Origin of the sequence: Streptococcus orisasini, assembly GCF_001431045.1 — a bacterium.
Classification (GTDB): Bacteria; Bacillota; Bacilli; order Lactobacillales; family Streptococcaceae; genus Streptococcus; species Streptococcus orisasini.
In genome coordinates this window covers 25,329-39,430 of record NZ_BCLE01000010.1, presented here as the reverse complement: position 1 = coordinate 39,430, position 14,102 = coordinate 25,329, and the positions used below count along the sequence as shown (strand labels likewise).

13 protein-coding genes are annotated in these 14,102 nt (G+C 40.8%); all 13 read left to right on the top strand.

Annotation, left to right across the window (positions count from 1 at the left end; all coding sequences use genetic code 11):
- Nucleotides 1-182: 182 nt before the first annotated feature.
- The 13 genes from SCSH_RS02325 (at nucleotide 183) to SCSH_RS02265 (ending at nucleotide 13,956) form a co-directional block, all read left to right on the top strand.
- Entirely contained in the window at nucleotides 183-755 is a 573-nt protein-coding gene (locus tag SCSH_RS02325) for a TVP38/TMEM64 family protein (RefSeq protein ID WP_057490335.1), read from the top strand.
- A 211-nt stretch (nucleotides 756-966) separates the two neighbouring features.
- On the top strand, nucleotides 967-1,491 hold the full coding sequence (gene pyrR / locus SCSH_RS02320; protein WP_057490290.1) for a bifunctional pyr operon transcriptional regulator/uracil phosphoribosyltransferase PyrR: 525 nt from the start codon (nucleotides 967-969) through the stop codon (nucleotides 1,489-1,491).
- 86 nt (nucleotides 1,492-1,577) lie between these two features.
- Nucleotides 1,578-2,504 (top strand): aspartate carbamoyltransferase catalytic subunit, encoded by a 927-nt coding sequence (locus SCSH_RS02315; RefSeq protein WP_057490289.1) that lies wholly within the window; start codon nucleotides 1,578-1,580, stop codon nucleotides 2,502-2,504.
- A gap of 111 nt (nucleotides 2,505-2,615) precedes the next feature.
- Complete coding sequence (locus SCSH_RS02310) at nucleotides 2,616-3,704, top strand: carbamoyl phosphate synthase small subunit (protein ID WP_057490288.1); 1,089 nt, start codon at nucleotides 2,616-2,618, stop codon at nucleotides 3,702-3,704.
- 195 nt (nucleotides 3,705-3,899) lie between these two features.
- The gene (gene carB / locus SCSH_RS02305) at nucleotides 3,900-7,079 is read left to right on the top strand and encodes a carbamoyl-phosphate synthase large subunit (protein WP_057490287.1); all 3,180 of its coding nucleotides are present in this window, start codon (nucleotides 3,900-3,902) and stop codon (nucleotides 7,077-7,079) included.
- Nucleotides 7,080-7,381: 302 nt separating this feature from the next.
- Nucleotides 7,382-8,674, top strand: a complete 1,293-nt coding sequence (locus tag SCSH_RS02300) for an efflux RND transporter periplasmic adaptor subunit (protein WP_057490286.1) — start codon at nucleotides 7,382-7,384, stop codon at nucleotides 8,672-8,674.
- Nucleotides 8,675-8,679: 5 nt separating this feature from the next.
- Nucleotides 8,680-9,387, top strand: coding sequence for an ABC transporter ATP-binding protein (locus SCSH_RS02295; RefSeq protein WP_057490285.1), 708 nt, complete (start codon nucleotides 8,680-8,682; stop codon nucleotides 9,385-9,387).
- Nucleotides 9,388-9,399: 12 nt separating this feature from the next.
- Nucleotides 9,400-10,638 carry an ABC transporter permease gene (locus SCSH_RS02290; protein WP_057490284.1) on the top strand — a complete coding sequence of 413 codons (1,239 nt, stop codon included), beginning with the start codon at nucleotides 9,400-9,402 and terminating at the stop codon, nucleotides 10,636-10,638.
- A gap of 364 nt (nucleotides 10,639-11,002) precedes the next feature.
- On the top strand, nucleotides 11,003-11,278 hold the full coding sequence (rpsP, locus tag SCSH_RS02285; protein WP_057490283.1) for a 30S ribosomal protein S16: 276 nt from the start codon (nucleotides 11,003-11,005) through the stop codon (nucleotides 11,276-11,278).
- Nucleotides 11,279-11,289: 11 nt separating this feature from the next.
- A complete protein-coding gene (locus tag SCSH_RS02280; RefSeq protein ID WP_002262014.1) occupies nucleotides 11,290-11,529 on the top strand; it encodes a KH domain-containing protein in 240 nt (79 codons plus the stop codon).
- Between the two features lie 90 nt (nucleotides 11,530-11,619).
- Nucleotides 11,620-12,138 carry a ribosome maturation factor RimM gene (gene rimM, locus SCSH_RS02275; protein ID WP_057490282.1) on the top strand — a complete coding sequence of 173 codons (519 nt, stop codon included), beginning with the start codon at nucleotides 11,620-11,622 and terminating at the stop codon, nucleotides 12,136-12,138.
- Nucleotides 12,128-12,850, top strand: a complete 723-nt coding sequence (trmD, locus tag SCSH_RS02270) for a tRNA (guanosine(37)-N1)-methyltransferase TrmD (RefSeq protein ID WP_057490281.1) — start codon at nucleotides 12,128-12,130, stop codon at nucleotides 12,848-12,850. Before rimM ends, trmD begins: the two co-directional genes overlap by 11 nt.
- Nucleotides 12,851-12,933: 83 nt before the next feature.
- Nucleotides 12,934-13,956 carry an NAD(P)/FAD-dependent oxidoreductase gene (locus SCSH_RS02265; RefSeq protein ID WP_057490280.1) on the top strand — a complete coding sequence of 341 codons (1,023 nt, stop codon included), beginning with the start codon at nucleotides 12,934-12,936 and terminating at the stop codon, nucleotides 13,954-13,956.
- Nucleotides 13,957-14,102: the final 146 nt, after the last annotated feature.

Genomic DNA, 14,102 nt, shown 5'->3' with positions numbered 1-14,102 from the left:
TCTGAGAGTTTTAATTTTCAAGAGTATAAAATAAAAATCAGAGCAGCAGCCAGCAGCACATGTTTGTCCGGCTTTTTTTGAGTTAACAGTTTATCGCGGTAGATTTTGCAAGTTTTTGTTACAATAAAACCATGAAAAAATCCAATCCCTTAAAAACAGAAACCAAACTGAAGTATGTCCGCATGTTTTTACGCATAGTTACCTGGCTGGTAATTTTAGCGATGATCCTTTTGACCATTCATCTCTATAATAAGGGTTATCTGACAGACGTTCAAAAACTGCGTGCCGCCATGAAAGGTTATGGTACTTGGAGTCCAGTGATTTTTATTTTGCTGCAGATTATTCAGGTGGCTATTCCGATTTTGCCGGGCGGCGTTTCTACTTTGGCGGGAGTTCTTATTTTTGGTCCTGTTTGGGGCTTTATTTGGAATTATATTGGCATTTGTACCGGTTCTGTTTTAGGATTTCATATTGCTAAACGGTTCGGGCGGCCTGCTTTGGAGGCTTTCTTTAGTCCTAAGCTCCTTGAAAGCTATGAACATCGTACTAATTCGGACAGTAAATTTGCCAAATATTTCGCCTGGGCTATCTTTTTACCGATTGCGCCAGATGATTTGCTCTGCTATCTTGCCGGGACAACCAGCATGACTTACAAACAGTTTATAACCATCATACTATTGGGAAAGCCAGCGGCAATTTTGGCATATAGTATGGGCTTAACGACCATTTTGTCAAAATTATTCGGTCTGGGCTGAGCTTAGTCTGTCTTACTGACAAAAAATATGGCTGATGCTTGAAAAATAAAAGCAGTATGTTATAATAAATAAAATGAATATTCCTTTAACACTGTCCCGTGAGGCAGGCAAGGAGCAGACAGAAAAAAAGTGTAGGGAAAACTATACTTATATTTCGTGAAATCTCCTTGTTCAAGGAGATTTTTTCTTATTTTTTAAAGAAAGGCTTTCTATGAAAACAAAAGAAATTGTTGACGGTGTCACTATGAAGCGTGCTATCACACGCATTACTTACGAAATTATTGAGCGCAACAAAAGCCTTGATAAGATTGTGTTAGCAGGTATTAAGACCCGCGGTGTTTTTATCGCCCGCCGCATTCAGGAGCGTCTTAAGCAGATTGAGGGCATTGATGTGCCGTTTGGGCAGCTTGATATCAAGCCTTTTCGCGATGATATCAAAATCGAAGAAGACACTACTGATATGGCAATTGACATTACAGACCGTGATGTGATTTTGGTAGATGATGTGCTCTATACGGGCCGCACCATTCGTGCTGCAATTGATAATCTGGTCAGTCTTGGACGTCCGGCTCGAGTGAGTTTGGCTGTTTTAGTAGATAGAGGTCACCGCGAACTGCCTATTCGTGCGGATTACGTCGGGAAAAATATTCCAACCAGTAGCTCAGAAGAAATTGTTGTTAATATGACAGAAATTGATGGCAAAGATAATGTTTTGCTGCTTGCTAAAGAAGATTAATTGATTTCAGTTTGCTGGCAGAAGATTTGAATGCTGAAGGTTAAACAGTGCATATTTCATTTTTCTCAGAAAAGGACAGGATTTAAATGGTAGTAACAGACGGTGCCGTATCACTGAAGCATTTAGTTAGTATGGAAATTCTATCCAACGAAGAAGTGCTTGGTTTAATTAAAAGAGGCTTGGCTTTCAAGGAAAAAAAAGTTCATTTTTCACTAGACAGGCAGTATTTTGCAGCTAATTTGTTTTTTGAGTCATCCACACGAACTCATAAGTCTTTTGAAGTAGCAGAGAAAAAATTGGGACTGGATGTTATTGAATTTGATGCTAAAACCAGTTCTGTCAATAAGGGAGAAACACTCTATGATACGATTTTGACCATGAGTGCCCTAGGTGTTGATATCTGTGTGGTCCGCCATTCACAGGATGATTATTATAAGGAGCTGATTGACAGCCGGACAATTCAAACCTCCATCGTTAACGGTGGAGACGGATCTGGCCAGCATCCCAGCCAATGTCTGCTGGATTTGATGACCATTTATGATGAATTTGGTTCATTTGAAAATCTCAAGATTGCTATTGCAGGGGACATTACTCATTCGCGTGTGGCTAAATCCAACATGCAGATTCTTAAACGTCTGGGAGCTCAGATTTATTTTTCAGGGCCTGAAGAATGGTACTCTTCTGAGTTTGATGTTTACGGCAAGTATGTTGCCATTGATGATATTGTTGATCAGGTGGATGTTCTCATGCTGCTGCGCATTCAGCACGAGCGGCATGACGGACAGGGCAGTTTTTCCAAAGAAACCTATCATGAACACTATGGTTTGACTAAGGAACGCTATGATCAGCTGAAAAGTTCTGCTATTATTATGCATCCTGCCCCGGTTAACCGTGATGTGGAGATTGCTGACAGTTTAGTGGAAGCTCCTAAGTCACGCATTGTGGCTCAGATGCAAAATGGTGTTTTTGTCAGAATGGCTATTCTTGAAGCCATTCTTAAGGGCAAAACGTAATGAACCTTTAATGAGGAATGTAAAAGACAGAAAAATTTCAGTCAGCCGTTTTTACTAAGCAGCCGCAATGACTAAAGTGAAAACGTGCTGATCTTACTGAAAGGTAAAAATATGGGAAAGAGACTTTTAATTTTAGAAGACGGAACAATTTTTGAAGGACAGGCCTTTGGGGCAGATCTCGATGTAACAGGAGAGATTGTCTTTAATACTGGTATGACTGGCTATCAAGAATCTATCACTGACCAATCTTACAACGGTCAAATCTTGACGTTCACTTATCCGCTGGTCGGCAATTACGGTATTAACCGCGATGATTATGAAAGTATTGCACCGACCTGCAAAGGAGTGGTCGTTTCGGAAAATACCCGCAGGGCAAGCAACTGGCGCAAACAGATGACCTTGGATGAATTTTTGAAGGCTAAAAATATTCCAGGAATTGCAGGTATTGATACTCGTGCACTGACGAAAATTATCCGTCATCACGGAACAATGAAAGCTACTCTTACTAGCGGCGGAGACCAGTTGACCCATGTGCAGGATCAGCTGCGGGCTACTGTTCTTCCGACAAATAATATCGAACAAGTATCAACTAAGACAGCTTATCCGGCTCCAGGTATCGGTAAAAATATTGTTCTTGTTGATTTTGGTCTCAAGCATTCTATTTTACGTGAATTTTCAAAGCGCAACTGCAATGTGACAGTTGTTCCATACAATACAACAGCTCAGGAAATTCTTAATTTGAATCCAGACGGAGTTATGTTGTCCAACGGTCCCGGCAATCCAAAAGATGTTCCAGAGGCCTTGGATATGATTCGCGGTATTCAAGGGAAAATCCCAATTTTTGGAATTTGTATGGGGCATCAGCTCTTTAGTTTGGCTAATGGTGCTAGTACTTACAAGATGAAATTTGGCCATCGTGGCTTCAATCATGCAGTACGTGAAATTGCTACAGGACGGATTGATTTTACCAGTCAAAATCACGGCTATGCTGTTGAACGCGAGAGTTTGCCGGAAGAATTAATTATCACGCATGAAGAAATCAATGATAAATCTATTGAAGGAGTGCGCCATCGCTATTATCCGGCCTTTTCGGTTCAGTATCATCCGGATGCTGCACCTGGGCCGCATGATGCCAGCTATCTTTTTGATGAGTTTTTAGAATTGATTGATGCCTTTCAATTGGAAAAGCGCAGTAAGTAATCGTTGATAAATCCTGAAGGGCGACAAATAGAAAGGAGAAGGTACAGCTGTTCGTAAAAGCAGATGAGTAAATTTGCAAATCGAACACGCCACGAGGTTTTGGAAAAAAGATAAATGACCTCCTAGGTGCTTTTTGCATCAGTGTCAGTTTTCCTATTTTCCTGTGCTTCGTTAAGGGCGTTTGTATCATAATTTATGCCAAAACGTACAGATATTAATAAAATCATGGTGATTGGTTCTGGTCCGATTATTATCGGTCAAGCAGCTGAATTTGACTATGCAGGGACACAGGCCTGTCTTGCTCTCAAAGAAGAAGGCTACAGTGTTGTGCTTGTCAATTCTAATCCGGCTACTATTATGACGGACAAGGAAATCGCAGACAGCGTTTATATCGAACCCATTACCATTGAATTTGTAACGCGCATCCTGAGAAAAGAACGGCCGGATGCTTTGCTGCCAACTCTTGGCGGACAAACAGGTCTCAATATGGCTATGGAACTGTCCAGAGCTGGTATTTTGGATGAACTGGGTGTCGAACTCCTAGGAACCAAGCTGTCTGCCATTGATCAGGCTGAGGACCGTGACCTCTTTAAGCAGCTGATGGAAGATTTAAAACAGCCCATTCCTGAATCTGATATTGTCAATAGTGTTGAAGAAGCAGTGGCTTTTGCCAATGAAATCGGTTATCCTGTCATTGTTCGACCAGCCTTTACCTTAGGAGGCACTGGTGGCGGTATGTGTGCCGATGAGGCTGAACTTAGAGAAATTGCCGAGAATGGCCTCAAGCTCTCACCAGTAACCCAGTGCTTGATTGAACGCTCCATCGCTGGTTTTAAGGAAATCGAATACGAAGTGATGCGCGATGCGGCAGACAACGCTCTTGTTGTTTGTAACATGGAGAATTTCGATCCTGTTGGTATTCATACAGGGGATTCAATCGTTTTTGCGCCAACACAAACATTGTCAGACATCGAAAATCAGATGCTGCGCGATGCCAGCCTTAACATTATCCGTGCTCTAAAAATCGAAGGTGGCTGTAATGTTCAATTGGCGCTGGATCCAAATAGCTTTAAGTACTATGTCATTGAGGTTAACCCGCGCGTGTCCAGATCCTCAGCTTTAGCTTCCAAAGCTACTGGTTATCCCATTGCTAAATTAGCTGCAAAGATTGCTGTCGGTTTGACCCTTGATGAAATGATTAATCCGGTTACTGGCACTACCTATGCTATGTTTGAACCCGCTCTTGATTACGTGGTGGCCAAAATTCCGCGTTTTCCATTTGATAAATTTGAGCATGGTGAACGCCGTCTGGGAACCCAGATGAAGGCTACCGGTGAAGTCATGGCTATCGGCCGCAATATTGAAGAAAGTCTTTTGAAGGCCTGCCGTTCACTGGAAATTGGTGTTTATCACAATGAAATGCCTGAACTTTCTGATGTCAGTGACGATGCCCTAGTAGCAAAAATTGTTAAAGCTCAAGACGATCGTCTCTTCTATCTTTCAGAGGCTGTTCGCAGGGGTTATACCATTGAAGAGTTGTCAGATTTGACAAAGATTGACATCTTCTTCCTTGACAAATTGCTGCATATCTATGAAATTGAGCAGGCCTTGGCAAACCATATCAAGGATCCTGATGTACTTAGGGAAGCTAAGCGCAATGGCTTTGCAGACCGTAAGATTGCCGATATCTGGAAGATGTCAGCTGAGGATGTCCGTCAGTTCCGCTTGGAACAAAAAATCATTCCTGTTTATAAAATGGTTGATACCTGTGCTGCCGAATTTGAATCGGCAACGCCTTATTTCTATTCAACCTATGAGTGGGAAAATGAATCCATCAAATCAGAAAAAGAATCTGTTCTTGTCCTTGGTTCAGGTCCGATTCGGATTGGTCAGGGCGTGGAATTTGACTATGCTACCGTTCATTCTGTAAAAGCTATTCAGGCTGCTGGCTATGAAGCTATTATCATGAATTCCAATCCGGAAACAGTATCAACGGACTTCTCAGTCTCAGATAAGCTCTATTTTGAACCTTTGACTTTTGAAGACGTTATGAACGTTATTGAGTTGGAACAGCCTAAGGGTGTCATCGTTCAGTTTGGCGGTCAGACAGCTATTAATTTGGCTGAACCTTTGTCTAAAGCTGGTGTGACAATCTTGGGAACACAGGTAGCTGACCTTGACCGTGCTGAAGACCGTGATCTCTTCGAACAGGCCTTGAAAGATTTGGAAATTCCTCAGCCGCCCGGTCAAACAGCGACGAATGAGGAAGAAGCTCTTGCATCTGCTCGTAAAATTGGCTTCCCTGTTCTTGTGCGCCCATCTTATGTTTTGGGCGGCCGCGCTATGGAAATCGTTGAAAACGAAGACGATTTACGTTCCTACATGCGGACAGCAGTTAAGGCTAGTCCAGATCATCCGGTTCTGGTTGATTCTTATTTGGTTGGCCGCGAGTGTGAAGTTGATGCCATTTCTGATGGTAAAAATGTCCTTATTCCAGGAATTATGGAACATATCGAGCGTGCTGGAGTCCATTCCGGAGATTCGATGGCTGTCTACCCGCCTCAGACGCTTTCAAAAGAAATTCAGGAAACAATTGCTGACTACACCAAACGTTTAGCTATCGGTCTTAACTGTATCGGTATGATGAATATCCAATTTGTCATTAAAGACGAAACAGTTTATGTTATTGAGGTCAATCCTCGTGCCAGCCGGACAGTTCCTTTCTTGTCCAAAGTTACTGATATTCCTATGGCACAAGTAGCAACCAAGTTGATTTTAGGTCGCAGCTTGTCTGAACTTGGCTATGAGGACGGACTTTATCCGGAGAGTCATAGTGTCCATGTTAAAGCCCCTGTCTTTTCCTTTACCAAGTTAGCCAAAGTTGATAGTCTTCTGGGACCTGAAATGAAGTCCACAGGTGAAGTAATGGGAACAGACTCAACTCTTGAAAAAGCTCTTTATAAAGCTTTTGAAGCTTCTTATTTCCACCTTCCGTCTTTCGGAAATGTCATTTTTACCATTGCTGATGATACAAAAGAAGAAGCCTTGGATTTGGCTCGCCGCTTTTCTAACATCGGTTACAGCATTCTTGCAACACAAGGCACTGCTAAATTTTTTGCAGAGCATAATGTAGAAGCTTTGGTTGTCAATAAACTTGGAGAAGATGACAGCAATGATATCCCAGCTTTTGTTCGGGCAGGAAAAGTTCAAGCCATTATCAATACGGTCGGCAATAAACGGACGTTTGATGAAGATGGCGCCACTATTCGTAGTTCTGCTATCGAACATGGAGTACCGCTTTTTACAGCCTTAGACACAGCAGCTGCTATGGTTCGAGTTCTTGAGAGCCGAGGCTTTATGACGCAGGCCATTTAAGCAAGGAAAGCAGCACAGTTGAGATTTTATTTATCAGATAATTTTTATATGAACTTTGAAATAAAAGAGTGAAATCAATAATCTTACTTTGAATAGTGATTTGATTTCACTCTTTTTCTTTTTATTGCTAGAAAAGACTTGACATTAGCCAATAAAGGTTGTATATTTGTATTATAAAGTTAGAACAATAATGCTTATTAAAATTTGCCTAACAATCTTACATTTTTGTAAGATTATTTGGTAAAAGTGTAAGACTTTTAAGTTGGCTTTGCGGTATGATAAGGACACAGGAGGAGAAGTTTATGTCCAAGAGAAGGGAAAAAATGACCAAAAAGAAAAAGGGCTGGATTATTGCCAGCAGTTTTGTAGCTGTTATCATTTTGCTGGGTTTGATTTGGGTTAAATTGCAGCAGTCAAGCCAGATAGATTCAGAAAATGTCGGTTACCAGACTGTTAAGGTAAAAGAAGGTACTATTGCCTCATCAACCTTGCTCTCTGGAACAATCAAACCTGAATCAGAGCAATATGTCTATTATGATAGCAGTAAAGGAAGCAATCCCAAAGTAATGGTAGCTGCCGGAGATCAAGTTACTGCCGGACAGCAATTAGTACAGTACGATACAGGAGAAGCTCAGGCAGCCTATGATCAAGCTGTTAGAAATCTCAATAAAGTTAATCGTCAGATTACAAATTTCCAAACTTATGGTATCGCCCCTTCAGCAGACAGCTCAGCTGATAACAGTGCTAGTCCTGCCAGTCCTGCCACAGGAGGAACTGATGCTTCTGGTAGCAATTCTGGCGTGGTAGGCAGCAGTTCAACAAATAATGCTGCTTCGCTTGTACCAACGAATTCAACAACTTATAATCAACAGTTGCAGGATTTATATGATGCCCAGGCCAGTGCACAGGATGAGGTTAACAAAGCTCAGGCTGCTCTTGATAGAACTTCTGTTAACAGCGAGGTAACCGGAACAGTGGCTGAAGTTAACAATGATGTTGACCCTTCCGGTAAGACCAGCAAAGCTTTGGTTCATGTAACCAGTGAGGGGAAATTAAAAGTTCAGGGCACTTTGACAGAGTATGATCTAGCTAACATCAAGGTTGGACAAGCAATTAAAATCAAGTCTAAAGTTTATAAAAATAAGGAGTGGGATGGAAAAATTTCTTACATTTCAAATTATCCTACTCAATCAGGTCAAGGCCAGTCCCAAGGTTCAGAGTCACCTAGCGGCGGTTCATCTTCCAGCGCAGCTACTTATGAATACAAAGCAGATATTGACAGTGATTTGGGGGATTTAAAGCAAGGCTTTACGGTATCTGTAGAAGTTGTTAATGGTAATAAGAGCCTCATCATTCCTACTTCAGCGCTAGTTTCTAAAAACGAGAAAAACTATGTTTGGATTTACGACAAATCGAATTCCCGAGTGTTGAAAAAAGAGGTTGCTGCAGGCAATGCCGATGCCAAATCACAGGAAATTTCTTCTGGTCTTAAAAAAGGACAGGTTATCATTGCAAATCCAGATAAGGGTCTAAAAGAAGGTAAGAAAATTGACAAACCTTCTGCAAAAAGCAGCAAGGACAGTGAGAAGGGGTGAGATGTATGAGTGATAAAAAAGGACTCATTCACCTTAAAGGCATCACTAAAAGCTACCGTAATGGGAATCAGGAACTGCAAGTTCTAAAAGGAATAGATCTGACAGTTAATGAAGGAGACTTTCTTGCCATTATGGGACCGTCCGGCTCTGGAAAATCAACGCTGATGAATATTATCGGACTTTTGGATAAGGCGACAGATGGAGCCTATTCTTTGTCGGATCAGGCTATTGAAAAACTAAATCAAAATGAGCTGGCACGTGTCCGAAACGAAGAGATTGGCTTTGTTTTTCAGCAATTCTTTCTTTTGTCTAAACTTAACGCACAGGATAATGTTGAACTACCTCTCATTTATGCAGGAGTATCGGCTTCCAAGCGACATCAATTAGCGCAGCAATTCTTAGAAAAAGTTGAATTGGCTGACAGGCGCAAGCACCTGCCATCAGAGCTTTCTGGGGGACAAAAACAGCGCGTTGCAATCGCACGGGCCTTGGTTAATAATCCTTCTATTATCTTGGCAGATGAACCGACAGGTGCTTTGGATACCAAGACCAGCAACCAAATTATGGAATTGCTGACGCAGCTCAATCGTGAAGGAAAAACAATTATCATGGTAACCCATGAACCCGAAATTGCTGATTATGCGACTCGTAAGATTGTTATCCGTGATGGTGAAATTACTTTAGATACGACTGAAAGTGTCCGTATTGATTAAGGGAGGAAATTTATGCAAAATTGGAAATTTGCCCTTAGTTCAATTATGGGGCACAAGATGCGTTCATTTTTAACGATGCTGGGGGTTATCATCGGGGTGACTGCTGTTTCTGTTGTTATGGCCATGGGAACAGGGATGCGCCATTATATTACAGAACAGGCAACTAAATATCAGCACGATGTGCAGATTTACTATACGTCAAAGGATGAGGATGAACAGGAGCAGTATTATAATCTAAATCAGTCGCAGAAAAATGCACCTAAAATTAAAGAAGAGTGGCTCCAGACGATTGTAAAAGATGTTGACGGAATCAGTAACTATTATGTAACTAACACAACTTCGAGCAATGTTCTTTACAATAATAAAAAAGGAAAACAGGTTACTCTTACTGGCGTCAGTCAAAGTTATTTTGATGTTAAAGGCTATAAAGTTATAGCTGGGCGTCAGCTTAATACCAGTGATTATAGGAATTTTTCAAGATTCATCATGATTGATGAGGTTTTGGCAGGAAAACTATTCTCCAGTCCTGAAGAGGCTCTTAATAAGATTATTGAGGTTGGCGATAAAAAATACCGTGTTGTTGGGGTTTACAAGGATCCTGATGCCGGTTCGTCCGTCTATGGGATAAATTCAGATGGAAATGCTATTTTAACCAATAGCCAGCTATCTTCTGAGTTTGGCGTTGATGAAATCAGCAATATCTATGTGCATGTTCCCAATGCCAGCGAGTCTTCAAAGGTTGGAAAAGAAGCCGCTAAGCGATTGACTGAGTTTTCTAATGCTTCAAATGGTCATTATACGATGTTTGATATCAGCAAAGAATTAGCCAGTGTCCAGTCGCAAGTTACTGCCATTACATTATTTATAGGTATTATTGGCGGGACATCGCTCTTGGTTGGTGGTATAGGTGTCATGAATATTATGCTAGTATCAGTGACAGAGCGTACTCGGGAAATCGGCTTGCGTAAGGCTCTGGGGGCTACACGCCGTAATATTTTGACGCAGTTTTTGATCGAATCCATTGTACTGACCTTAATCGGCGGTTTCATTGGTTTGCTCTGCGCTTATGGTTTGACCAATGTTTTGGCAAGTTCAGAAGGTCTGGTTAATGCTATCGGCAAACCTGTCATTGCCTTGAATACGGTGCTGGTCAGTATCGCTTTCTCAGTCTTTATCGGTGTCATCTTTGGTATTTTACCAGCCAATAAGGCAAGTAAATTAGATCCGATTGAAGCTTTGAGGTATGAATAAAAAGAAATCAGAAAAGACTAGGATTTTTATCCACATGCTTTACAAATATAACTAAAAAGAATGGTGTCTAGATTGACTATTATTTCTAGGCATCATTCTTTTATTATGGCGTTTTAGTTATTTTTGAATAAATCAATTGACAGGAGCTAAATTGTTTAGTAAGCAAAGGACAATGGTTGTTATCTGCCTTGATTACGATATATGTTGTAAATTAGAAAAACAGATACATTCTTAACTATAATTATCAAGAATATATGACTGTCAAGAAAAAAACTTGACAGTCTGATTTTTTGTGTTATAATAATAAAGTAGTTCATAGCGCAGCTATGCTCAAAATAAAAAAGAGAAAAGAGATTATTTCAAAATGGCAGTAAAAATCCGTTTAACTCGTATGGGTTCTAAAAAGAAACCTTTCTATCGTATCAATGTTGCAGATTCACGTTCACCGCGTGACGGTCGCTTCATCGAAACTGTTGGAACTTACAATCCACTTGTAGCTGAAAATCAAGTGACCCTTAAAGAAGATCGTATTCTTGAGTGGTTAGGCAATGGTGCTCAGCCATCAGATACTGTTCGTAACATCCTTTCAAAAGCTGGAATCATGAAAAAATTCCACGAAGCTAAATATTCAAAGAAATAAAGTAATTGCCTATGGATACCATTGAAAATCTGATTATCGCTATTGTGAAACCTTTGATTTCGCAACCAGATAATTTCACCATTAAAATTGAAGATACACCTGAGTTTTTGGAGTATCATCTTGACTTAGATTCTAGTGATATTGGCCGAATTATCGGTAAAAAAGGTCGCACCATCACAGCGATAAGATCGATTGTCTATTCGGTTCCAACTCAGGGTAAAAAAGTTAGACTTGTGATTGATGAAAAGTAGTAACAGCAGTTGCTGCTTTTTTATATAGAATTGTGAATTATTGGCTAAGATGATAAAATAAAAACAGTAATTTTTTTATTTGGAGAAGACATGACTTATTTTAATGTTGGAAAAATTGTCAATACTCAGGGACTTCAAGGAGAAGTCCGTGTATTATCTGTGACTGATTTTGCGGATGAACGCTTTAAAAAGGGAAGCTGCCTAGCTCTTTTTGATAAGCAAGATAACTTTGTCATGACGGTTGAAATTGCCAGTCACCGCAAGCACAAAAATTTTGATATTGTTAAATTTAAGGGACTCTATCATATTAATGATGTTGAAAAGTATCGCGATTTTACCCTTAAAGTAGCGAAAGAGGATTTGACGGATTTAGAAGATGGTGAATTTTATTATCATGAAATCATTGGGCTTGAGGTTTATGAGAATGATATCTTGCTAGGGAAGGTCAAGGAAATTTTACAGCCTGGTGCTAATGATGTTTGGGTTGTTCAGCGTAAAGGGAAAAGAGACCTGCTCCTGCCCTACATTCCCTCAGTGATTTTAAATGTTGATGTGCCCAATGGCCGTATTGATGTCAATGTTTTGGAAGGATTAGACGATGAAAATTGATATTCTGACGCTCTTTCCAGAGATGTTTGCTCCTTTGGAGCACTCGATTGTCGGCAAGGCGCAGGAAAAAGGGCTCTTAGATATTACCTATCATAATTTTCGTGAAAATGCAAAGAAGGCTCGTCATGTAGATGATGAACCCTATGGTGGCGGTCAGGGCATGCTTTTGCGAGCTCAGCCTATTTTTGATACTTTTGATAAGATCGAATCCAAGAATGCGCGTGTCCTGCTTTTAGACCCGGCAGGGCGACAGTTCAGCCAGTCTTATGCTGAAGAGTTATCTCAAGAAGAAGAGCTTGTCTTTATCTGCGGTCACTATGAAGGCTATGATGAGCGCATTAAAAGTTTGGTGACGGATGAAGTATCTTTGGGAGACTTTGTTTTAACGGGCGGTGAGCTGGCTGCTATGACCATTATTGATGCGACCGTTAGACTGATTCCTGAGGTTATCGGTAAGGAAGCCAGTCATCAAGATGACAGCTTCTCATCTGGCCTTTTGGAATATCCTCAGTATACGCGCCCTTATGAATATCGGGGAATGAAGGTACCTGACGTTCTAATGAGCGGCCATCATGAAAATATTCGCCGTTGGCGCTTAGAGCAAAGTTTGCGCAAAACCTGGGAACGCAGACCTGATTTGCTGGAGCATTATCATTTTACCGAAGAAGAGAAGCAGCTTTTAGAAAAAATAAAGAGTGAGGGACTGAGCTGACCTTGATGCCTGCTTGGAAAGTTTGTTTCCTGCTCTTTTTGTCTGCTTGCTTTCAATTGTGCTATAATGGAATTACTTTGTTTATGGAGGAAGAAAAATTGACATCTGAACAAGATATTTTTGATATAACTATTATTGGTGGCGGTCCTGTCGGCCTTTTTACAGCTTTTTATGCTGGTTTGCGGGATATGCGGGTCAAAATCATTGAAAGTCTATCTGAACTAGGTGGCCAACCTGCTGTTTTGTATCCAGAAAAAGTAATCTACGATATTCCTGGCTTTCCGGCAATTACGGGAGCCGATTTGGTGGACAATCTGATTGAGCAGTTGGGGCGTTTTAAAGATAAAACTAGTATTTGCCTGAAAGAAGAAGTTAAGACTTTTGAAAGAAAGAACGATATGTTTACCATTGAGACCAATAAAGGTCAGCATTTTTCAAAAGCCATTATTATCGCCTGCGGAAATGGAGCTTTTGCACCGCGTCGGCTTGGTCTTGACAATGAGGAACTCTATGCTGATCAGAATATTTGTTACAATGTTCATAAGTTAGACCAGTTTGCTGGTAAAAAAGTTGTCATTTGCGGCGGTGGTGACTCTGCTGTTGACTGGGCTAATGCACTGGATAAAATCGCTGAGAGTGTTACCTTAGTGCATCGCCGTGATGCCTTTCGTGCTCATGAACACAGTGTGGAAGTCTTAAAGTCTTCTAGTGTTAATATTGTGACGCCTTATGTGCCTCTTGAGTTAAAAGGGGATGGGGAAAAAGTTCAAAGTCTTGTTATTCAAAAAGCAAAATCAGATGATACTTTGGAATTGCCGCTTGATGATCTCATTGTTAGTTTTGGCTTTTCAACATCCAATAAAAATCTTAAAAATTGGAATCTTGATCATAAGCGCTCCAGTATCAATGTATCTCCAGTCTTTCAAACCAGCCAGGAAGGTGTCTATGCTATTGGCGATGCAGCACAATATGAAGGCAAAGCTGATTTGATAGCGACTGGCTTTGGTGAAGCTCCTACAGCAGTGAATCAGGCTATCCACTACATTTACCCAGAACGTGATAATCGTGTGGTTCATTCTACCTCATTGATTGATAAAAAAGTCTGAAAAGCTAAGGCAGGACAGACAAGCTCAAGTGACGAATAACAAAAAGAAAAACGGGTAAGGAGTCTCGATCCTAACTTTTGAGCCTCCTTTCCCGTTTTTTGTTTTTAAGGACTGATCAGCTGTCAGTTTAGATAATGATGGAAACT

Bases quoted from the DNA above. Each gene is read 5' to 3' on its own strand.
- SCSH_RS02325 (WP_057490335.1), top strand. From the start codon at position 183: ATGTTTTTACGCATAGTTACCTGGCTGGTAATTTTAGCGATGATCCTT.
- pyrR (WP_057490290.1), top strand. From the start codon at position 967: ATGAAAACAAAAGAAATTGTTGACGGTGTCACTATGAAGCGTGCTATC.
- SCSH_RS02315 (WP_057490289.1), top strand. From the start codon at position 1,578: ATGGTAGTAACAGACGGTGCCGTATCACTGAAGCATTTAGTTAGTATG.
- SCSH_RS02310 (WP_057490288.1), top strand. From the start codon at position 2,616: ATGGGAAAGAGACTTTTAATTTTAGAAGACGGAACAATTTTTGAAGGA.
- carB (WP_057490287.1), top strand. From the start codon at position 3,900: ATGCCAAAACGTACAGATATTAATAAAATCATGGTGATTGGTTCTGGT.
- SCSH_RS02300 (WP_057490286.1), top strand. From the start codon at position 7,382: ATGTCCAAGAGAAGGGAAAAAATGACCAAAAAGAAAAAGGGCTGGATT.
- SCSH_RS02295 (WP_057490285.1), top strand. From the start codon at position 8,680: ATGAGTGATAAAAAAGGACTCATTCACCTTAAAGGCATCACTAAAAGC.
- SCSH_RS02290 (WP_057490284.1), top strand. From the start codon at position 9,400: ATGCAAAATTGGAAATTTGCCCTTAGTTCAATTATGGGGCACAAGATG.
- rpsP (WP_057490283.1), top strand. From the start codon at position 11,003: ATGGCAGTAAAAATCCGTTTAACTCGTATGGGTTCTAAAAAGAAACCT.
- SCSH_RS02280 (WP_002262014.1), top strand. From the start codon at position 11,290: ATGGATACCATTGAAAATCTGATTATCGCTATTGTGAAACCTTTGATT.
- rimM (WP_057490282.1), top strand. From the start codon at position 11,620: ATGACTTATTTTAATGTTGGAAAAATTGTCAATACTCAGGGACTTCAA.
- trmD (WP_057490281.1), top strand. From the start codon at position 12,128: ATGAAAATTGATATTCTGACGCTCTTTCCAGAGATGTTTGCTCCTTTG.
- SCSH_RS02265 (WP_057490280.1), top strand. From the start codon at position 12,934: ATGGAGGAAGAAAAATTGACATCTGAACAAGATATTTTTGATATAACT.